The following is a 21,825-nucleotide window of genomic DNA, read 5'->3' as shown; positions in this document are numbered from 1 at the left end:
CATAATATACATATTCAGCTTTTTATAGGAGAACCCTTCCTGTTTGACAAAACAAGCGGTCATCCGGCAAAAGTTCTAGAATATCGACAGAGGAGCCGGCAATTATCCGAACGTTTGAAACTGCGAGAGCTTCAAAAAATATATTCTGTTCCATTCGGCCGCTGATTCTATTTCATGGCAGAATCATTCGTCCGCATACATCTGGTTTTGTCTGTCAGCCGACTTGATTTTGTCCTGCACTCTAGATCAAAAACGAAAAATTTTAAAAGGTTGCTAGTTTGGTACAAATGATGGCGGCATATTGGATTGATTAATCGCTTTTTAACAAAACCTTGATGTGATTATAAAAGCCGTCCGAACCTGTAAAATCGACTTTGCAGCATCGCATATCGAAAAAAGCTTTTTTGCTTCCCAATTGTTAAAAACGGTTGTTTTTGACTGGTACAGTTTCCTATACTATAATTTAGGATAGACAAGCGAGAATCCTCCCCTTTTTAAAGGGGAGATGAATCGCTTTTTTTATATTTTATAAAGACTATATGTGGTTTATTAAAGATTGAAATAATTGGTTTTTTTGTATATTTTTGATATACTATATGTATGAAGAAAACAAATTTAATTCACGCAAGAACTTGTGTTTATAATGTCAATTATCATATTGTATGGTCTGTGAAATATCGAAAGAAGGTTTTGACACAAGAGGTTGAGTTATATCTCAAGAAAATTTTTAAAGAGATTGCAGAAGAAAAAGGTTTTCTGTTGCAGATGGTAGAGGTGGGTGAACAAGATCATATTCATGTATTTGTATCAGCTCATCCAAAAATAGCACCTTCTTATATTGTCAAAATGTTAAAAGGGATTTCAGGGAGAAAAATTTTTCTGCAATTTCCTGAAATCAAACAAAAATTATGGAAAGGAGTATTATGGAACTCTAGTTATTATATTGAAACCGTTGGCTCTATTAGTGAGGATGTCATAAAACGCTATATTGCTAACCAAAAGAAAGGTGGTGACTAAATGAAAAAGGTATCGTATTTCACCTATAAAGCGAATCGAACCAATCAAATCATCTTATATCACTTGTGTTATGCCAGTCGTAAGTTATGGAATGTGGGGAACTATGAAAAACGGAATTGGTCGAAAGAACAAGGTGTACCGTTCCCGAATTGGTATGAACAGAAAAAACGATTAAAAACACATTTTTGGTATAAACAATTACCTGCTCAATCAGCACAAGAGGTCTTAAAAGTCTTGCAAGAAGCGTGGGTGTCTTTTTTCAAACTAAAGGAAAGCAATGGAATAGATAATCCACAACCACCACGATTCAAACATCAAAACTTTAATGTCCGTTTTCTAAATAACAGTTTCAAATTGGTGGAGAACAATACCAAAATTCGTTTACCCATTCCAAAGGCTCAAAAAGCCTTTTTAAAAGAAACGTATGGATTGGAAGAAAGTTATCTTTATATCCCGATTCCGAAACATATCGAAATCGAAAAGATAAAACTGATTGAAGTGAAACCCATCAGTCGAAAAGAATATACGATTTATCTGATTCAAGAATACAAAGATGTACCATTGAAACAAAAGAATAGCACGAAATTTTTATCGATTGACTTAGGGATTGCCAATGCGATGACTTGTTATGATTATCAAGGAAAAGCACACATCATTTCAGGAAGGCAATGGCTATCCGTTGAACGCTACTTTCATAAACAAATCGCCCATTTTCAAGCGATTGGTTTCGCTCAACAATGTGCTAAAGGAATACAATACCCGAAACCTTCCAGACGTGTGTTACAACTTTATCAAAAGAAAAGAAAACAAGTGCATCACATGTTGCATTGTATGACAAGAAAAGTGATTGATATTGCTCTGCAACAAGGAGTCGAAACGATTGTGATTGGTGACATTACAGGTATACGAGAACAAGCGAAATTCAACAAGAAAACGAATCAAAAATTGCATGGTTTTCCGTATGCGAAAATCATTCAAATGATACGGTATAAAGCGCAGGAGCAAGGAATAGATGTTCGTTTATTAACCGAAGAATACACCTCTCAAGCATGTTCAGTATGCCAAATGTTCCCTTGTGAAGAAAACGCAAAGCCGAGTAATCGGATTCATCGAGGGTTATATGTATGTAACGACTGTCATACAACCATCAATGCGGATGTGAATGGTGCTATCAATATCAGCAAAAAGTATCTGAAAGAGATTAAGGCTTTATCTCAATCAGTAGTGGTGTTGGACACGCCGACTGTGTATACGTTTAACGGACAACAGTTCGTTGCGTAGAACAGGAAGCTCGTCATTTCAATGACGAGTAGTTCACAAAGTTACAAACGGTGCACCACATAGGAGTTTCCCTATGAGTGGGCTATGATTAAAAATAGAGGTGAAATTCCGTGTTAGAACGTTTGCAAGCGGTTGAAGACCGATATGAAAAATTGAATGAGCTTTTAATGGATCCGGAGGTTGTCAACGATCCGAAAAAGCTGCGCGAATATTCGAAAGAACAATCTGATCTTCAAGAAACGGTTGAAGTTTACCGTGAATATAAAAAGGTAAGAGAGCAGCTAGAAGATGCAAAAAGCATGCTTGAAGAAAAGCTTGATCCAGAAATGCGGGCAATGGTAAAAGAGGAACTGGCAGAGCTTGAAGCGCGGGAAAGCGAACTGATTGAGCAATTAAAAATTTTATTGCTTCCAAAAGATCCAAACGATGAAAAGAACGTTATCATGGAGATCCGCGGTGCAGCAGGCGGAGAGGAAGCAGCGCTTTTTGCTGCAGACCTTTACCGCATGTATACTAGGTATGCGGAAGATAAAGGCTGGAAAATAGAAGTAATGGAAGCAAACACGACCGGGACTGGCGGCTATAAAGAGATCATTTTTATGATTACAGGAAAAGGAGCCTATTCCAAATTAAAATTTGAAAACGGTGCCCATCGCGTGCAGCGGGTACCGGAGACGGAATCTGGAGGCAGAATTCATACGTCAACTGCAACAGTCGCCTGTTTGCCGGAAGCGGAAGAGGTAGAAGTAGAAATTAACGAGAAAGATATCCGTGTTGATACATTCGCATCAAGCGGTCCTGGAGGACAAAGCGTTAACACTACGATGTCAGCTGTACGTTTAACACACATTCCAACCGGAATTGTCGTATCCTGCCAGGATGAAAAATCGCAAATAAAAAATAAAGAGAAAGCCATGAAGGTTTTGCGTGCCCGCATTTTAGATAAATACCGCCAAGAAGCGCAAGCGGAATACGATCAAAACCGAAAGCTTGCTGTTGGAACCGGTGATCGATCGGAACGCATTCGTACGTACAACTTCCCGCAAAACAGAGTTACAGACCATCGTATCGGTCTCACATTACAAAAGCTTGATCTCATCCTAGAAGGAAAATTGGATGAAATTATCGATGCCCTCATTTTAGAAGATCAAGCGAAAAAACTGCAATCCCAAGGGGAGTAAACCATGCCGAAAGTTTTCGAAGCCCTCAAATGGGCTTCTTCTTTTTTAAAACAAGCGGGAAGAGATGAGAATGCGGGAGAATTGCTGCTTTTGCATCATATGAAGAAAAGTCGGGCGAGCTTGCTTGCCGATTTAAGAATGGATATTGACAAACAAGTATGGGAAATCTTTCAGCAGGACGTGCAAAAACATGCTCAAGGGATGCCTGTGCAATATATTATCGGCTGCGAACAATTTTACGGCCGCCCTTTTAAGGTGAACGAGCATGTATTGATTCCGAGACCGGAAACGGAAGAGCTAGTTCAAGGCGTGCTGCTCCACTCTGAACGTTTATTTTCTGAAAGGGAGCAAATCGATGTTGTAGATATTGGCACGGGGAGCGGTGCTATTGCCGTCACATTGGCTCTTGAAAATAAAAAAATGCGCGTGTCTGCCACCGATATTTCCGAAAAAGCGCTTGCAGTGGCAAAAGAAAATAGCGAAAAGCTTTGTGCTAATGTGCATTTTTATCAAGGCGATTTGCTGAACCCTATTATAAATGCAAAGCAAAAAGCGGATGTTGTTGTGTCCAATCCGCCGTATATTCCGGATGAAGAAATCATGGAGCTGTCAACGGTTGTAAAGGACTGGGAGCCGACATTAGCGCTTTCAGGAGGAGCGGATGGCCTTTTGTATTATCGAAAAATTGCGGAGCAGCTTCCAGATGTGATCCGCTACCCTGGATTAATCGCATTTGAAATCGGGCACGGGCAAGGAAAAGATGTGAAAAGCATGCTAGAGAATAGGTTTCCAAAAGCAGAGGTACAAATTGAATACGATATGAATGGAAAAGAACGGAAAGTATTTGCTGTCCTTTCGTTATAATAAGCTTTTCGAGCCATTCCCTCCTTTTCTAGCAAACTTCAAATCTGAACCAATTTTATGTTTAAGATCTCTCTCTTCTGTCGATAATGACGTACTGAAGGGAGAGGAAAAACGATGAAAAAGAAATTATCTGTTATATATATTTTTTTAATGCTGTTTGGCAGCCTATTAACAGCTTATGAAATGCCGACAGACGCAAAACAAAATGAGACGGTGATCATTCCTGACGAAGCCATTCGTCTGCGAATTTTAGCAAATAGCGATTCTCCGGAAGATCAAGCTTTAAAACGGAATGTTCGGAATGCGGTCAATGAAGCAATTAATCAATGGGTTCAGGATCTAACTTCGATTGAAGAGGCGCGTAAAATCATTCGAGCAAAAATACCAGAAATTAAGGATATCGTCCAAAGCGTTTTAAAACAGGAAAACAGCAGCCAATCCTTTACAGTGGAGTTTAAAAAAATTCAATTTCCGACAAAGCTTTATGGAAATTTCCTTTATCCGGCTGGAAACTATGAAGCCATATTGATCACTCTTGGAGAAGGAAAAGGAGCCAACTGGTGGTGCGTGTTGTTTCCGCCGCTTTGCTTTGTCGACTTTTCAAGCGGTGAAGCTATTCAACAGGATGAAGAAAAGGATAAAGTAAAAGAAGAAAAGAAATTAGAGAAAACAAAAAACTTATTCGCTCCTGAAGAACATGATGAGGAAGTAGAAGTGAAATTTTTCTTAGTAGAATGGTTTACAAATCTGTTTTCATAGGTCTAATTCAGCTTTTGCCTCATACATTGATTACTAGATTTGTCCGAATAAAAGGGGTGAAAGCGTGTATTATTCATTGCGGTTTGCGGAAAGGGAAGACTTAAAAACCATTCAACAATTTGCAGATCAAGCGGGCGTTTCCACGGAAGGCTTCGACAACAGCCATTTTATTATTATGGAGACTGATCATGGTGAAATAGCGGGATGTCTAGGAATGGAAGTCATTAATCAGGATGGTCTCCTCCGCTCTTGCGTTGTGTCCAGCAATTTGAATCAAGGACATATCATTTCCCTATTAAAATCGGCAGACTTATTAATGGAACAGTTTCGTTTGAAAAATATTTATTTTGCAGTCAACAAAAATTCTGTAGCAGAGTTATTAGAAATATTGGGATTCAAGAGAATTCAAGCGGATGAATTGCCTTCCCACATGCTTGCGTCAAATCTGATGAATCAGTTGGTATCCGTTCCAAATGTAGAGTTTATGGTAAAATAACGCTAAGGATACGTATAAATTATACACAATATCCACAATATTTATCCACTGCAATCAACAGCTTTATCCACAATTTGTGGATAAAGCTTGTTCTTGTGCGCCCGGCATGGGTGTAATCTATAGGGTGAAAGTCCCGAGCTGCGAAGGCAGAAGTAGCAGTTAGCTTAACGCAAGGGTGTCCGTGGTGACGCGGAATCTGAAGGAAGCGAGCGGCAAACTTTGGGTCTCTCGGAACACGAACTTCATATGAGGCTAGGTATCACTGGGTGAGTTTGCAAGACAAAACAAAGCCCTTTCTGCCGAAGGTGATACAGAGTAAATGAAGCAGATGGATGGAAGGAAAGATTACACTCTTACCCGGGGAGGTCTGGCTGGCACGCCAAGTAACCTTGGTAACCTATCTAGTGATAGATAGCTGAACAGTCAGAAGTCAGCAGAGGTCATAGTATTAGTTGGTCTAGAACAACTAAGAAGGACCGAACAATTAAGAGAGAATAGCCCTTGGCATTCAGTGAGTCATGATGAACACAGAAAACGTAGTACCTCACTTGAGGGAGGAAGCGGTGAATCCCGTGGGAGATCTCTTGGAGGGTGGAGTGACCACTGGCATAAAGAGAACAGCTATTCACGGAAGTTATAAAGACTTGCGTCAATTATCTTAATTGAACCGCCGTATACGGAACCGTACGTACGGTGGTGTGAGAGGACGGGAGTTAATCGCTCCCTCCTACTCGATGAAAAATAATTGAACAGTTTCACTATTGCTTAGAAAGATTCATAACACTCGTTCATGTATTAGCAAAGGAGTAAACGAAATGAAAACGAAGCATTGGATTGTGGATAATTTAGAGCATGTTACAAAAAATTCTCCACAAATTGTTCAGGCAGCCGAACTATTGAAAAAAAATGAATTGGTTGCCTTTCCAACAGAAACAGTCTATGGACTAGGAGCAAACGCGAAAAGCGATGAAGCAGTAGCAAAAATTTATAGCGCGAAAGGAAGACCGAGCGATAATCCGTTAATTATCCACATTGCTAAAAAAGAACAGTTAACAGAGATTGTGGATAGCTATCCCGATTGGATTGATCCATTAATTGACCGTTTTTGGCCAGGCCCGCTCACCCTTGTTTTGCCAAAAAAAGAAGGTCTGTCGAATCTTGCCACAGCAGGATTATCAACAGTAGCAGTGCGCATGCCGGATCACCCTGCAGCATTAGCATTAATCGAAGCAGCAAATCTGCCGATTGCAGCTCCGAGTGCCAATCTTTCCGGAAAGCCAAGTCCCACTTCTGCTAAACATGTCATGGATGATCTCGAAGGGCGAATCCCGGGAATTGTCGATGCAGGCCCTACTGGACTTGGCGTAGAATCAACAGTACTTGACTGCACCGAGGATATTCCAGTGATCCTGCGTCCAGGTAGTGTTACAAAGCAGCAATTAGAAGAAGTCATCGGTTCGGTGCGCATAGATGCTGCGCTGCTGAATCAGGAGGAAATGCCGAAAGCGCCGGGCATGAAATATACACATTATGCACCTGATGCTCCTTTAACGATTGTCGATGGAAGCAAAGAATTTATTGAACAATTAATACAAAAAGAGAAAGAAAAAGAAAAAAAAGTCGGGGTGTTGACAACTGAAGAAAATAGTCGTTTTTACAGTGCGGATAAAATTGTTGTCTGCGGAAAAAGAAGCGATTTGCGAACAGTTGCCAGCGCACTGTATGATTCGCTCAGAAAGTTTAATGAAGAACAGCTGGATGTATTATTCAGCGAAGCGTTTCCTGCGGAAGGAGTTGGACAAGCTATTATGAATCGCTTGTTAAAAGCTGCATCCCACCGGATCATAAAAGAACGGTAAACTTTTAATGCCTTGAACAAAAATCGGCGCTCAGGCCGGTTTTTTTGAGTCCAGACTTTCTGATCCTTTGTTTAACAGGCGGAATTGACAGATCAAAAGCAAATATAAAAATGGTAAAGGCTCATCTGCCATCGCACGCATAGGCAGAAACAGATCGCGCAGTTAAATAAACAGAGATCAATGAACCGGGCGCCATTCTTTGTCATAATGTCCCTCTGACGTGCATATCGTTCAATATGCGTGTCCGGGGGAGGTTATCTATATGGCTGCAGAAATAGTAACTTTATTTTTAATGGCATTTGCATTAGGGATGGATGCCTTTTCAGTGAGCCTTGGGATGGGCTTAGTTCGTTTGCGATGGAAGCAAATTTTTGACATCGGTATATACATTGGGATTTTTCATATGATCATGCCGCTTATCGGAATTGTCTTGGGGAAAGTACTATCGGAAAAGTTTGGTTTAGTTGCCATGTATATTGGAGGATGTCTGCTCACTCTTTTAGGAATTCAAATGATTTATTCGTCTTTTAAACGCGATGAATCGCCTTTCATTGCACCGGTCGGCATCGGCCTGTTCCTTTTTGCGCTGAGCGTCAGTTTAGACAGTTTTTCGGTAGGATTAAGTCTAGGTATCTACGGAGCGGAGGTTTTGTTAACCGTCGTAATGTTTGGTTTTATGAGCATGGTGCTCACTTGGAGCGGGTTATTGATCGGCAAACGGGTTCAAGATTGGTTCGGCACATATAGTGAAGCTTTTGGCGGCAGCATTTTGCTTGTATTTGGCTTGAAATTATTATTTTCAATGTAGAAAGCTGTATTGTCTAAACCAGTCATTTGAGCACAGTCATTGGACGTGCTTTTTTTTGTTAATTTTTTTGGTTAAATATGCCTATTATGCAAAAAAATTGTGACTTTTTGTCGATAATAAAAATAAAAAAAATTCCTCATGGTTTCCATTCTTTCGAACTTTTTGATTATAATGAAGGTAACATCAAAAGGGAGAGATAGAAGGGAGAAAACCTTGTGACAAACATTTTATTCGTTTGCACCGGAAATACATGTCGAAGCCCGATGGCGGAGGCTATTTTTAAGCATTTGCAAAAAAACGGCCGATTTAACGTTCGTTCAGCAGGCGTGTTTGCATTGGATGGGCAGAAAATTTCAGAAAATGCAAAAAAAGTGCTGGAGGAAAAGGGAATACATGTTGAGCACAGTGCTTCAAAACTTACGGAAGAACATATCGATTGGGCAACATATGTATTTACGATGACTAAAGATCATAAAAACATATTATGCCAATTTTTTCCTAAAGCAGCCGAAAAAACATTTACGGTAAGCGAGTTCGTTGTTGGAAAAGATGAGGAGATACGTGATATTACCGATCCGTTTGGCAGTTCCGTGGAAAAGTACAGAAAAACAAGGGAAGAGCTGGAGCAATTGCTTCAAAAGCTTATTTCAAAATTAGAAACAAATTAGCAGGCAGGTGGACTCTGTGAAAAACAAGAATCGATACAAATTCAGCATCCGTTTAAAAATCGTCATCTTTATTACGATTGTTGCTCTTATTACATATTCAACAAGCGGATTTTTCATTTATGTTGTATACGAGTATGTGAAACAATATATTGACCGAACATCTTTTACCATTTTGACGCTGACTCTTGGAATCATATGGTCAGGGATTTTAACAGCTATTGCAGCTGGATTTCTTATTTCTCCGCTAAAGCGGCTTGAAAAGGCTGCTCTTATAGCGGCCGATGGCGATATTTCCGTAAATGTTCCTGACATCAAATCAGATGATGAAATTCGGTCCTTAAGCAGAGCCTTTAATGAAATGCTTTCCAATTTAAGACATATGGTGAAAAACATTGAAATAAATTTTGAGCAAACAAATGAGCAGGTGAAACAAATACATGCTGCAACAGAACAGGCAACAAGACAAGCTGAAAGCATTTCATATACGATTAAGGAAATTTCAACAGGAGCCGACCAATCGGCGGCTGCTATTCAGGAAACAGCAGAAGCGGTGGAAGATACGGTAGAGCTTGCTAGTCAGGTAAAAGAAAAAGCAAAAGTATCCGAAAAAATGGCGAATGAAATGGTTCAATCACTTGACCAAAGCAAAAAGATATTTCAATCTTTAATTAAAGGGATTCAATCGTTGGCCGAAAAAAACGAGCAATCTATTTTGGCGGTACAGCGTCTTGAAGAAAATGCCAAAAAGGTGGAGACTATTGTATCCCTTGTCGGCGATATTGCCGATCAAACAAACCTGCTGGCGCTGAACGCGTCAATTGAAGCGGCAAGAGCAGGTGAACACGGCAGAGGGTTTGCTGTCGTTGCGGAAGAAGTTCGAAAGCTTGCTGACCAAAGCGCCAAAGCTGTTCAAGGAATTTCCGAGCTGATCTCTAACATTCAAAAAGAAGTAAGCAATGTTGTTGAACAGATTGGAGATCAAGTGAAAACAGCTCGACAAGAAGCGCAAAGAGGGAAAGAAACAGAGAAAATTCTTGTGGAGATGTCGAAATCGATTTTGCATGTTGCCGAAGCGGTTAAGGTGATCAGCGAGCTGATGGACGAACAGCAAAAAAGCATTCAACAAACAGGAGCGCAATCTGAAGAAGTGGCAGCGATTGCCGAAGAAACATCTGCTGGTGCACAGGAAGTGGCCTCATCTGTACAAGAACAAGCTGATAATATTTCTAACATTAATCAATTAACGAGAGAGCTTGAAGCAAGCGCTCAGCAGTTAAAGAAAGTAATCGATCGATTTACTTATGAAAAATAAAAAGGAGGAGCATCTAGTGAAAGTCATAATTGCCTCAGATCACGGAGGGGTCAACATACGTGAAGAAATCAAAAAATTGCTTGACGAGATGAATATCGAATACGAAGATATCGGCTGCGACTGTGAGACATCAGTTGATTATCCTGATTACGCATTGCCGGCAGCTGAACGAGTTGCGAAAGGCGAATTTGACCGCGGAATTTTAATTTGTGGAACAGGGATCGGAATGTCAATAGCGGCCAATAAAGTAAAGGGTATTCGCTGCGCCCTTGTACATGATGTGTTTAGCGCAAAAGCAACCCGGGAGCATAACGACAGCAACATGCTTGCAATGGGTGAACGTGTCATCGGGCCGGGACTTGCCCGCGAAATTGTGAAAACGTGGCTGACAACAGAATATGTGGGAGGCAGGCATGCGAATAGAATAGAAAAAATTTCAAAATATGAAGAAACCCATTTATAAGGTGATGATCGAATGCCGGAATTGCAAAAATACCGGGAACAGCTTTTAACAGTGTTGGCCGATTTTAAAGAAAAAGCACCAATTCAAAAAGGGCAGCTGATTGTCATAGGGTGCTCAACGAGCGAAGTAATCGGAGAAAAAATCGGCACTGCCGGAAATACGGATGTTGCCGAAATGATATTTTCTGCATTATCGGAATTTCAAAAAGAAACAGGTGTAGAGCTCGCTTTTCAATGCTGTGAGCATTTGAATCGCGCTCTTGTCGTTGAACGGGAAACAGCAGAAAAGCGCAATTACGAAATCGTTTCTGTCATCCCAATCCCGAAAGCAGGCGGTTCCATGGCAGCGTTTGCTTATGAGCATATGAGGGATCCGGTTGTTGTTGAATTTATTAAGGCAGATGCAGGCATTGATATCGGAGATACACTTATTGGCATGCATTTAAAGCATGTCGCTGTTCCTGTTAGAAGCTCGGTCAAGCAAGTCGGACAAGCCCATGTAAACTTAGCTTTTAGCCGGCCGAAGCTTATCGGCGGTGCGCGGGCAGTTTATACAAAATAAACATTCGAAGATTAGCAGTGCGAACTTACGTCATGGTTTGTGCTGCTATTTTTTTATAAAAGAAGTGGAGCGGAACGAAAAAATCATGCACATCATTTCTTTGAAGTATAGGGGCCCCTCCATCTTTAGAAATTGTAAGCAAAAGTCGTATCAAACTTTGATGCGATTTTGTTAGTGAAAATACAGGTTGCCGATCATTTCCTGCTTGACGACCCTGTGCATTGAGCTAGGTATAGAAGCTCCGTTGGTCGAGTTGTACAAGACATGATTCATTTTACGAACTGATAGTTTAAGAATACAGGCAGAATCGAGGTTTTAAGAAATTCCGAATTAAAAACTATTCATGCCAAAAAAAAGTTTGGGAAGAATGCGCTTACATAAAAGAAAAGGGTTGCCAAAGGATGATCAATACGGTTATTCTGATTAATAAGTAGATCGGCATGACGATTTTGTCGCTCGCCTGTGCCGTTCAATCGATGAAAGACTAGAGGGGGAACATTTCATGAAATATATTCAACAACAGGATCCTGAAGTATATGAAGCGATGCAGAACGAATTAAAGCGCCAGCGTACGAAAATCGAACTGATTGCGTCAGAAAATTTTGTCAGTGAAGCGGTAATGGAGGCCCAAGGTTCTGTATTAACAAATAAATATGCAGAAGGTTATCCGGGACGTCGCTACTATGGAGGATGCGAATATGTTGACGTTGCGGAAGATTTAGCTCGCGAACGGGCGAAAAAAATTTTTGGAGCTGAGCACGCAAACGTTCAGCCGCATTCCGGTTCTCAAGCCAATATGGCTGTTTACTATGCTGTCTTAAATCATGGGGACACTGTTCTCGGAATGAATTTGTCTCACGGCGGCCATTTAACGCATGGAAGTCCGGTAAACTTCAGCGGAATGCAATTTAATTTTGTTGAATACGGTGTTGATCCTAACACTCATCTTATTGATTATGATGATGTTCGAGCTAAAGCTCTTGAGCATAAACCGAAAATCATTGTTGCTGGTGCCAGCGCTTATCCTCGTGAAATTGATTTTAAAAAGTTTCGGGAAATCGCTGATGAAGTGGGAGCTTACTTAATGGTCGACATGGCTCATATTGCCGGCCTTGTTGCTGCAGGTCTTCATCAAAATCCTGTGCCGTACTCCCATTTTGTAACAACTACGACGCATAAAACACTTCGCGGTCCAAGAGGCGGAATGATTTTATGCAAAGAAGAATTTGCAAAACAAATTGATAAAATCATTTTCCCGGGCATTCAAGGCGGTCCGTTAATGCATGTTATTGCGGCAAAAGCGGTAGCATTGGGAGAAGTTTTACAAGAAGAATTTAAAACATATGCGCAAAACATTATCAACAATGCGAAGCGGCTGGCAAAAAAATTAAAAGAAGAAGGACTGACTTTAGTATCTGGAGGAACAGATAACCATTTGATTTTAGTTGATGTCCGCAACTTGCAATTAACCGGAAAAGTTGCTGAACATGTTTTGGACGAAATCGGCATTACTGTGAATAAAAACGCGATTCCATACGATCCTGAATCGCCTTTTGTTACAAGCGGAATCCGTATTGGAACGGCAGCTGTCACAAGCCGCGGTTTTGGTTTGGAAGAAATGGATGAAATCGGATCGATTATTGCATTTGCATTGAAATTCCATCAAGACGAAGCTAAATTGGAAGAAGCGAGAAAACGGGTGCAAGCTTTAACAGAAAAATTCCCGCTCTACCCAAATTATTAAGGAAATATTGAGTGTTCGAAGCCACATGCTTCGGACGCTCTTTTTTTATTTTAATTTTCTGCCTCTTAAAACTATTTAAAATGGATTTCATCGTTTGGAATGTTGGCGAAAAAGGTTGATGAAAATGTTGAAACTCAAAAATTTTTTCTGTAAAATCTATTGAGGCAAAAGAAAAGGAGATGTGAAACTTGGGCAAAGTGTTTGTATTTGATCACCCGTTAATTCAGCATAAGCTATCCTATATTCGCGATAAAAAAACCGGAACAAAAGAATTTCGAGAGCTTGTGGATGAGATTGCTACATTAATGGCGTTTGAGATAACACGAGATCTTCCGCTGGAGGAAGTGGAAGTAGAAACCCCGGTAGGAGTAGCGAAAACAAAAATCTTGTCAGGAAAAAAACTTGGGGTTATTCCCATTTTGCGTGCGGGGCTAGGAATGGTTGACGGCATTTTGAAACTGATTCCTGCCGCAAAAGTCGGCCATATCGGGTTATATCGGGATCCGAAAACATTAAAGCCTGTAGAATACTATGTAAAACTTCCTTCTGATGTGGAAGAGCGGGATTTCATCGTTGTTGACCCAATGCTGGCTACCGGCGGTTCAGCAGTTGAAGCAATAGAGTGTCTAAAAAAACGCGGTGCAAAAAATATCCGTTTCATGTGTCTAGTAGCTGCTCCTGAAGGGGTAAAAGCAATGGAAGAAGCTCATCCAGATGTCGATATTTACATTGCCGCTCTTGATGAGAAATTAAACGACCATGGCTATATCGTACCAGGTTTAGGAGATGCAGGAGACCGTTTATTTGGTACAAAATAACAGGAGAGGGCGAAGTGAAGTGCCCTCTCTTTCTTTTTAACATAGTATGAAAAATTCATTAATATAAGGAGCAGCATATTCCCGCTCCATCAATTTCTCACTTTTCCCTTAAAACGACTTTTTTCATGCAATAAACTGATGTTCATAGCGAACAATAAGTGCTGAGGTGATAGAAATGGGAAACCCTTCAGTGCGAATTTGTTTGCTTTTTTTCTTCATTTTCCACGTTTTTGATATAACTGCTTTTGCAAAGACCTTCCCCGAACATCCACAAATCCCTGAAGAGAATGCTGATGAACAAGTCACAATGATCATTGTTTTGTCAGATCAGAACCTTTCAAAAATAAAAGAGTTGATTCAAAAAAAATATCCGGAAATAAACATTTGCTGGGAATATAAAAAAACGTTTACCGGATTTTCAGTAAAAGGGAAAAAAAGAGATCTAGATCAGCTAGTAAAAGAGCCTTACATTGAACATGCAGAGCCTGTAACGACTTTTCAAGCAACGGTTGAAGAAAGTGTTCCTTTTATAGGCGGCATCGATGCACGCGGCTATTTTGACGCGAAGGATGAAAGATTGACAGGAAAAGGAGTGAAAGTAGCTGTTATAGATACGGGGATCGACTACAACCACCGAGATTTACAAAAAAATTATCAAGGCGGATTTGATTTTGTAGATCAAGACAAAGACCCAATGGAAACAGTCGCGAAAGACAATTCGAGGACAATTCACGGCACTCACGTAGCAGGAATTATAGCGGCAAATGGAAAATTGAAAGGGGTTGCTCCGGAAGCCTCCATCATTGCCTATAGAGCGCTTGGCCCTCATGGGTACGGGACGACAGACCAAGTTATTGCAGCGATTGAAAAATCGATTGAGGATCAGGTAGATATCGTAAATCTTTCTCTTGGCAATGATGTGAACGGCCCGGATTATCCGACAAGCCTGGCGTTAAACCGAGCCGTTGAAGAGGGGATAACTGCAGTTGTATCAAGCGGAAACTCTGGTCCTAACATTTGGACCGTCGGTTCGCCTGGCACTGCAAGCAAAGCAATTTCCGTCGGCGCATCGACACCGCCGCTTGACGTAAAGTATTTAACCCTTTCAGGATTTCAAAAGAAAATACCAGCTGAATCTTTGTTCAATTCTGCCCCTTGGACAACAATTAGAGGACGGATAGAATATGCAGGTTTAGGTGAAAAAAAAGACTTTAAACCTTCTGTTAAAGGAAAAATAGCCTTGGTGAAGCGCGGGGAAATCACGTTTGCCGAAAAAGCGAAAAATGCAAAATCAGCCGGAGCCCAAGCGTTGATTATTTACAACAATATGAAAGGGAGATTTACCGGCAATTTAGAAGAAAAAATTGACCTTCCTGTTGTGTCCATCTCAAAGGAAGATGGCGAATGGCTGCGCAAACTATTGAACGAAAAATCGTTCATAAAAACAATCATTCGGACAGAACAAGATCGCCTCGCACCCTTTTCATCAAAAGGACCGGTAACAGTCACATGGGAAGTGAAGCCCGATCTTGTCGCGCCTGGTGTAGGCATTGACAGCACAATACCTAAAGGGTATATGGCTCTTCAAGGAACAAGCATGGCTGCTCCGCATATAGCAGGCGCAGCGGCACTGATCAAACAAAAGCATCCAGATTGGTTACCGGAACAAATAAAAGCAGCTATGATGAATACTGCTAAACCGCTTTATAATCAAAATGGAAGGCTGTACAAGGTGTTTGAGCAGGGGGCGGGAAGAATCGATATTTTATCAGCTGTTCAGACAAGAGCTCTCATTTATCCGGCATCTCTATCATTCGGTCAATTTCACAAAAATATCGGCAGGAAAAAGAAAGAGATCACGTTAACTCTTGAAAATCTCTCCGATCAAGAAAAAACGTTTGTTTTTTCGAAACCGCATTATCAAAAAGGGGTTCAATGGCAGCTCCCTCTTTCCGTGAAGGTTCCTGCTAACGGGAAAAGAGAAGTATCCGTCTCGATTGATGTTGCACCGAAATCATTGAGGGAAGGATTGTATGACGGGACTCTTCTTGTGACGGGCGGCAGCCAGACAATCCGCCTTCCATATTTATTCGTTGTTGGCGAACAGAGTTATCCAAAAATCATGGGATTTGAATTTGGTCTTGCCGATCAAGGGAATATGTACCATTATGAACTTTATTTGCCGCAAGGGGCGGATGAATTCGGGATTGCCTTGTATGATCCGGATACTTTAACATTCAAAGGGTTTTTAGACTGGCAAAGAAATATCCCGGGAGGTTTGTTGAAAAGAGATATTTCCGGGCAATTTAAGGACATTCCAAACGGCGTTTACAAAGCGCTCATTTTTGCAAAAAAAGACGGGGAAGAAAGCAGCTATGAAACGACAATCATTTTAGATAAAAAAATATTAAAAAGTCAATAGAAACAGCAAAAATATTTGTGAACAAATTGTGATATTCTTAACAAATAGCTCAACTTTTGAAGTGAAACAGATTGACATTGAATGGTGCCTATTGTATGCTAAACGGGGTGGGATGATAAGGTTTTCAACAGCCTTTTGATATAATAAAAAATAAGGTAATTTTATATTGTGAGGACATACCCAATGCGGCAAAAAGAGCACCATCCGCTCCGAGCATACGCTTTAATGACCGCCATTCTTTCCTATTTGGCAGGATCAGTGCTCGTTGGCATTTTTGCAGGAAGATGGCTTGATCGACAGTTGCATACAGAACCCGTTTTTTTGATCATTGGTCTTCTAATTGGACTGGCTGCGGGAATAATTGCGATGCTGAGATTAGTCCAACATTTTTTTCAGGAGAATGAACGGTAACTATGGATCGTATAGAAAAATTGTTTGTGCGCAGCAAAAAATATTTGCTGTTTTTGCTTGCCATCTATGTGTTAGCGTGGGGGTTTACTCCTTATCAAGATATTTTCCTCGGTCTTGCCCTTGGTACAAGCTTTAGCCTCTATAATTTATGGATACTAGTGCGTAAATCAAAGCAAATACAGCAAGCAATTGAAGAAGGCCGTACAGCACGTTCGCTTGGAACGGTTTCAAGGATGGCAGCCGCAGGATTGGCGGTATTAATCGCACTTAAATTCCCTGAACATTTCCATTTAATTAGCGTGGTTATTGGTTTAATGACAATCTATATTGTCATTATGATAGATTCTATTCTATACATTTGCGGACAAGCTTGGGAAGAGAGGTGAATTTTGTTGGGTCACGAAGCGCCGATAGTAAAATTATTAGGGCTTGAATTTAATTTGTCCAATATTTTAATGATTCTTGTATCTAGCGCAATTGTATTTATCATCGCCGTATTGTCGACCCGCTCTTTGGCAATGAAGCCAACGGGTATGCAAAACTTTTTGGAATGGGTCATGGATTTTGTGAAAAACATTATTAACAGCACGATGGACTGGCAGACAGGCGGCCGATTCCTTACTTTAGGAATGACGCTCATCATGTACATTTTTGTTTCCAATATGCTTGGTCTACCATTCGCTATCGTTGTTGACCATAAGCTTTGGTGGAAATCGCCTACGGCTGATCCTACCATAACGCTGACACTGGCCATTTTAGTCGTCGGTTTATCGCATTATTACGGGATTAAATTAAAAGGCTTTTCCGCCTATGGAAGCGACTTTTTCAAGCCACTGCCGTTTTTGTTCCCGCTTAAAATTATTGAAGAGTTTGCAAACACGTTGACGCTTGGTCTTCGTCTTTACGGTAACATCTATGCTGGGGAAATTTTGCTAGGTCTGCTTGTCAGCTTGGCAACTAGCGGAGCATTCGGCTTCATCGGGGCAATTATTCCGATGATGGCGTGGCAGGCATTCAGTATTTTTGTAGGTGCAATCCAAGCTTTTATCTTTACAATGTTAACAATGGTTTATATGGCGCATAAAGTTAGCCATGACCATTAAAAATAAATGACTTCATCATAATTTTTGTGTAAAAAATTATTTTTAAACAAATAAAGGAGGACTTTATTCATGAATTTATTAGCAGCTGCAATTGCAATTGGTTTAGCGGCACTTGGTGCTGGTATTGGTAACGGACTTATCGTATCTCGTACAGTAGAAGGTATTGCTCGTCAACCTGAGGCGCGCGGTATGCTTCAAACTACTATGTTTATCGGGGTTGCGTTGGTTGAGGCGATTCCGATTATCGCGGTTGTTATTGCATTTATGGCTTTTGGTGCGTAATTTGAAAATTTCAAAAGAGCCTTGCCTAGATTGGTGTTGAAAAAGGCTTTTTAGAAGTGCATGCAATCAATTTGCGTGAAGTCCGAATCGAAAGGACAGCAAGTGAAAAAGAGGAAATGGCGAAGTTATTTAAGCATCTTCGCCATTCCTTTATGTTGTGAATGGTAACAGAGTCCCAATATAGCCGGTAGTTGGAAAACGGAAGTTTTGAAGGGAGTGAAACGAAGCCGTGTTAACAGTTGAATTTGCCCTCGGAGCTGGAGGCTTCGCAGCAGGAGATATGCTCGTTCAGCTCGTTGTATTTTTAGTTTTGTTAGCATTGCTCAAAAAATATGCTTTTGGTCCGCTTATGGGCATTATGAAACAGAGGGAAGAATTTATTGCAAATGAAATAAACGCTGCGGAAGAAAAGCATGCGGAAGCCAAAAAGCTTGCCGAAGAGCAGCGTGAGCTATTAAAGCAAGCCCGCATCGAAGCACAGGAGCTTGTTGAAAATGCGAAAAAACTCGGCGAACAGCAAAAAGAAGATATCATCCAAGCGGCTCGTGCGGAGGCAGAAAGACTGAAAGAAGCAGCCAAGAAAGAAATCGAACACGAAAAAGAGCAAGCCGTTGCTGAATTGCGTAATCAAGTGGCATCATTATCCGTTCTTATTGCTTCTAAAGTGATTGAAAAAGAATTGAATGAAGCTGAGCAAGAGAAGCTGATCAATGATTATATTAAAGAGGTAGGAGAACAGTTATGATTGGCGGAGTGGCAAAGCGCTATGCGTCAGCTCTTTTTCAAATTGCAAAGGAAAAAAATCAAGTGAAGCAGTTTGAAGAAGAATTGCGGATTGTAAAGCAGGTGTTTATTGAAAATCAAAAATTGCTGCAAATTTTAGAGCATCCGAAGGTGTTGCTCGAAAATAAAAAATCATTGGTCAATGAAGCGTTTTCTTCATTGAGTGCTGAAATTATCAATACTCTTCTTCTGCTTATCGATCGCCATCGCATCCGCTTAGTTCCTGAACTTGTAGATAACTTTGTGGAGCTTGCAAATGAAGAACAGCAAACAGCAGAAGCAACGGTTTACTCCGTCCGTCCGTTGAAGGATGAAGAAAAGCAGGCTCTTTCAGAAGTATTTGCGCAAAAGGTCGGAAAAAAATCGCTTAAAATCACAAACGTCATTGATCAGAACTTAATTGGCGGACTGAAACTTCAAATCGGCAATCGTATTTTTGACGGTAGCATCAAGAGTAAGCTCGAACGCATCGGGCGGAATTTAGCGAAAAGTTCGTAGATAGGGGTGAAACTCATGAGCATCAAAGCTGAAGAAATTAGTGCACTGATAAAAAAGCAAATTGAAAACTATCAGTCTGAAATAGAAGTTAGCGATGTCGGCACAGTTATTCAAGTAGGTGACGGGATCGCACGTGCTCATGGCCTCGACAATGTCATGGCCGGTGAGCTTGTCGAATTTTCAAACGGCGTTATGGGATTAGCCCAAAACCTTGAAGAAAATAACGTCGGTATTGTTATTTTAGGCCCTTTTAAAGACATTCGTGAAGGCGATGAAGTGAGAAGAACAGGACGGATTATGGAAGTTCCTGTTGGAGAAGAGCTGATCGGCCGCGTTGTAAATCCGCTTGGACAACCAGTGGACGGGTTAGGCCCGATTGAAACAACAAAAACACGTCCGATTGAAAGCCCTGCCCCAGGCGTCATGGACCGGAAATCTGTTCATGAACCGCTGCAAACGGGTATTAAAGCGATCGACGCTCTTATCCCAATTGGCCGCGGACAACGCGAGCTCATCATCGGTGACCGTCAAACAGGTAAAACACAAATTGCGATCGACACAATCATTAACCAAAAAGAAGAAAACATGATTTGTATCTATGTTGCGATCGGACAAAAAGAATCAACAGTTCGAAATGTTGTTGAAACACTCCGTAAACACGGTGCATTAGATTATACGATCGTTGTAACGGCATCTGCGTCTCAACCGGCTCCATTGCTTTATTTGGCCCCATATGCCGGTGTATCTATGGGCGAATATTTTATGTACCAAGGAAAACACGTCCTTATCGTATATGATGATCTTTCAAAGCAAGCTGCCGCTTACCGTGAGCTTTCTCTATTACTACGCCGTCCACCTGGACGTGAAGCGTTCCCTGGGGATGTCTTTTACTTGCACTCCCGTCTATTGGAACGCGCAGCAAAACTTAGCGATGCAAAAGGCGGCGGATCTTTGACGGCATTACCATTTGTTGAAACGCAGGCTGGCGACATCTCAGCTTACATTCCTACGAACGTAATTTCCATTACAGACGGACAAATTTTCTTGCAATCTGACCTATTCTTCTCAGGTGTGCGCCCTGCGGTAAACGCCGGATTGTCCGTTTCCCGCGTCGGCGGTGCAGCGCAAATCAAAGCGATGAAAAAAGTTTCGGGTACGCTTCGGTTAGACCTTGCGGCATACAGAGAGCTTGAAGCATTCGCTCAATTCGGTTCAGATCTAGATAAAGCAACTCAGGCGAAGTTAAACCGCGGTATGCGTACAGTTGAAGTATTGAAGCAAGGCATCAACAAGCCGATCCCAGTTGAAAAACAAGTCATGATCCTTTACACCTTAACAAAAGGATTTTTAGATGATATTCCTGTTGAGGATATTCGCCGCTTTGAAGAAGAATTTTATGCTTATTTAGATCAAAATGAAAAAGAGCTTCTTGAAGAAATCCGTTCGACAGGAAATCTGCCTGAAGACGAGAAAATGGAAAAAGCCATCAAAGGATTCAAAAAAACTTTTGCAGTTTCTGAATAAAGAACGATAAGGCTGTGAAAATACGGGGATTCTTTTCACAGCCGTTTTCAAAACATGATCGGCTATTTTTCAAAAAGGTGGTGAGAACCTTTGGCATCGTTGCGCGATATTAAAACACGCATCAATTCGACGAAGAAGACAAGCCAAATTACAAAGGCGATGGAGATGGTTTCAGCTTCGAAGCTGAATCGGGCGGAAACCAGCGCCAAGTCATTTGTGCCTTACATGGAGAAAATTCAAGAAGTTGTGGCAAACATCGCCCTTGGGAGTACGGACGTAAGCCACCCGATGCTTGAAAAGCGTCCGGTCAAAAAGACAGGATACGTTGTCATTACATCAGATCGCGGGCTTGCCGGTGCGTTTAACAGCAACGTGCTGCGCGCCGTTTATCAAACGATTCAAGAACGACATCGTTCGACGGATGAATACGCCGTGATTGCCATCGGAAAGGTCGGCCGCGATTTTTTCAAAAAACGCGGTATGCCTGTCGTTGAAGAAATTGTCGGATTAGGCGATGATATAAGCTTTTCGGATATTAAAGAAATTGCTTCCAATACAGTCAAGCTGTTCGAGGATGGAAAAGTAGATGAAATTTATATGTTCTACAACCATTATGTCAGCGCCATCCAGCAGGAAGTAACGGAGAAAAAGCTGCTGCCGCTTTCGGACATCGCTGCGAATAAAAAAATGACGTCTTATGAATTCGAACCGTCTCAGGAAGACATTTTGGCAGTGCTTTTGCCGCAATATGCTGAAAGTTTAATTTACGGCGCCTTGCTTGACAGCAAAGCAAGCGAACATGCTGCGAGAATGACGGCAATGAAGAATGCAACAGACAACGCAAAAGAACTGATCAATACGCTGACTCTTTCCTACAACAGAGCTCGTCAGGCAGCGATTACGCAAGAAATTACAGAAATTGTTGGCGGGGCATCAGCGCTTGAATAGATCACTGAAACAGTACGTTAGGA

General features: G+C 41.2%; 23 protein-coding genes. All 23 read left to right on the top strand.

Translation table 11 applies throughout. The features are described from left to right. Positions 1–600: 600 nt before the first annotated feature. Complete coding sequence (gene tnpA, locus NSS70_RS19545; protein WP_094246129.1) at positions 601–1,017, top strand: IS200/IS605 family transposase; 417 nt, start codon at positions 601–603, stop codon at positions 1,015–1,017. Next, the gene (locus tag NSS70_RS19540) at positions 1,018–2,298 is read left to right on the top strand and encodes an RNA-guided endonuclease InsQ/TnpB family protein (RefSeq protein ID WP_094246128.1); all 1,281 of its coding nucleotides are present in this window, start codon (positions 1,018–1,020) and stop codon (positions 2,296–2,298) included. It abuts the gene before it with no gap. A 110-nt stretch (positions 2,299–2,408) separates the two neighbouring features. Next, on the top strand, positions 2,409–3,479 hold the full coding sequence (prfA, locus tag NSS70_RS19535; protein WP_063389031.1) for a peptide chain release factor 1: 1,071 nt from the start codon (positions 2,409–2,411) through the stop codon (positions 3,477–3,479). Between the two features lie 3 nt (positions 3,480–3,482). Next, positions 3,483–4,343: a peptide chain release factor N(5)-glutamine methyltransferase gene (gene prmC / locus NSS70_RS19530; protein WP_340882362.1), complete on the top strand. Its 861-nt coding sequence runs from the start codon at positions 3,483–3,485 to the stop codon at positions 4,341–4,343. A 114-nt stretch (positions 4,344–4,457) separates the two neighbouring features. Then, positions 4,458–5,102 carry a stage II sporulation protein R gene (gene spoIIR, locus NSS70_RS19525; protein ID WP_063389029.1) on the top strand — a complete coding sequence of 215 codons (645 nt, stop codon included), beginning with the start codon at positions 4,458–4,460 and terminating at the stop codon, positions 5,100–5,102. A 64-nt stretch (positions 5,103–5,166) separates the two neighbouring features. After that, positions 5,167–5,598: a GNAT family N-acetyltransferase gene (locus tag NSS70_RS19520; protein ID WP_063389028.1), complete on the top strand. Its 432-nt coding sequence runs from the start codon at positions 5,167–5,169 to the stop codon at positions 5,596–5,598. A gap of 815 nt (positions 5,599–6,413) precedes the next feature. Further along, a complete protein-coding gene (locus NSS70_RS19515) occupies positions 6,414–7,457 on the top strand; it encodes an L-threonylcarbamoyladenylate synthase (protein ID WP_094244718.1) in 1,044 nt (347 codons plus the stop codon). A gap of 262 nt (positions 7,458–7,719) precedes the next feature. Continuing rightward, positions 7,720–8,265, top strand: a complete 546-nt coding sequence (locus NSS70_RS19510) for a manganese efflux pump MntP (RefSeq protein WP_063389026.1) — start codon at positions 7,720–7,722, stop codon at positions 8,263–8,265. Between the two features lie 215 nt (positions 8,266–8,480). Continuing rightward, complete coding sequence (locus NSS70_RS19505; RefSeq protein ID WP_082829607.1) at positions 8,481–8,933, top strand: low molecular weight protein arginine phosphatase; 453 nt, start codon at positions 8,481–8,483, stop codon at positions 8,931–8,933. A gap of 16 nt (positions 8,934–8,949) precedes the next feature. Beyond that, positions 8,950–10,245 (top strand): methyl-accepting chemotaxis protein, encoded by a 1,296-nt coding sequence (locus NSS70_RS19500; protein WP_066251307.1) that lies wholly within the window; start codon positions 8,950–8,952, stop codon positions 10,243–10,245. A gap of 16 nt (positions 10,246–10,261) precedes the next feature. Next, positions 10,262–10,708, top strand: a complete 447-nt coding sequence (rpiB, locus tag NSS70_RS19495) for a ribose 5-phosphate isomerase B (protein WP_327856149.1) — start codon at positions 10,262–10,264, stop codon at positions 10,706–10,708. Between the two features lie 12 nt (positions 10,709–10,720). Further along, a complete protein-coding gene (locus NSS70_RS19490) occupies positions 10,721–11,269 on the top strand; it encodes a TIGR01440 family protein (protein ID WP_340882360.1) in 549 nt (182 codons plus the stop codon). A 502-nt stretch (positions 11,270–11,771) separates the two neighbouring features. Next, positions 11,772–13,013, top strand: coding sequence for a serine hydroxymethyltransferase (glyA, locus tag NSS70_RS19485; protein WP_340882359.1), 1,242 nt, complete (start codon positions 11,772–11,774; stop codon positions 13,011–13,013). 188 nt (positions 13,014–13,201) lie between these two features. After that, positions 13,202–13,831 (top strand): uracil phosphoribosyltransferase, encoded by a 630-nt coding sequence (gene upp, locus NSS70_RS19480; RefSeq protein WP_063389021.1) that lies wholly within the window; start codon positions 13,202–13,204, stop codon positions 13,829–13,831. A 175-nt stretch (positions 13,832–14,006) separates the two neighbouring features. Then, a complete protein-coding gene (locus tag NSS70_RS19475; RefSeq protein ID WP_339198008.1) occupies positions 14,007–16,253 on the top strand; it encodes a S8 family serine peptidase in 2,247 nt (748 codons plus the stop codon). A gap of 183 nt (positions 16,254–16,436) precedes the next feature. After that, entirely contained in the window at positions 16,437–16,664 is a 228-nt protein-coding gene (locus NSS70_RS19470) for an AtpZ/AtpI family protein (RefSeq protein WP_340788980.1), read from the top strand. A 2-nt stretch (positions 16,665–16,666) separates the two neighbouring features. After that, positions 16,667–17,050 carry an ATP synthase subunit I gene (locus tag NSS70_RS19465; protein WP_063389019.1) on the top strand — a complete coding sequence of 128 codons (384 nt, stop codon included), beginning with the start codon at positions 16,667–16,669 and terminating at the stop codon, positions 17,048–17,050. Between the two features lie 6 nt (positions 17,051–17,056). Continuing rightward, complete coding sequence (gene atpB, locus NSS70_RS19460) at positions 17,057–17,767, top strand: F0F1 ATP synthase subunit A (protein ID WP_063389018.1); 711 nt, start codon at positions 17,057–17,059, stop codon at positions 17,765–17,767. Between the two features lie 69 nt (positions 17,768–17,836). Beyond that, a complete protein-coding gene (atpE, locus tag NSS70_RS19455) occupies positions 17,837–18,049 on the top strand; it encodes a F0F1 ATP synthase subunit C (protein ID WP_063389017.1) in 213 nt (70 codons plus the stop codon). 280 nt (positions 18,050–18,329) lie between these two features. After that, positions 18,330–18,794, top strand: coding sequence for a F0F1 ATP synthase subunit B (atpF, locus tag NSS70_RS19450; protein WP_082830384.1), 465 nt, complete (start codon positions 18,330–18,332; stop codon positions 18,792–18,794). Continuing rightward, positions 18,791–19,330: a F0F1 ATP synthase subunit delta gene (locus NSS70_RS19445; RefSeq protein ID WP_117016857.1), complete on the top strand. Its 540-nt coding sequence runs from the start codon at positions 18,791–18,793 to the stop codon at positions 19,328–19,330. The genes atpF and NSS70_RS19445 overlap by 4 nt, the downstream gene beginning before the upstream one ends. 15 nt (positions 19,331–19,345) lie before the next feature. Then, positions 19,346–20,854: a F0F1 ATP synthase subunit alpha gene (gene atpA / locus NSS70_RS19440; protein WP_063389014.1), complete on the top strand. Its 1,509-nt coding sequence runs from the start codon at positions 19,346–19,348 to the stop codon at positions 20,852–20,854. Between the two features lie 90 nt (positions 20,855–20,944). Then, positions 20,945–21,802 (top strand): ATP synthase F1 subunit gamma, encoded by an 858-nt coding sequence (gene atpG / locus NSS70_RS19435; protein WP_066251293.1) that lies wholly within the window; start codon positions 20,945–20,947, stop codon positions 21,800–21,802. The last annotated feature ends 23 nt before the right edge of the window (positions 21,803–21,825 follow it).

Origin of the sequence: Aeribacillus sp. FSL K6-2848, assembly GCF_038004325.1 — a bacterium.
Lineage (GTDB): Bacteria > Bacillota > Bacilli > Bacillales > Aeribacillaceae > Aeribacillus > Aeribacillus composti.
The sequence above is the reverse complement of the archived record's forward strand: the minus strand, read 5'-3'. Positions and strand labels throughout refer to the sequence as shown.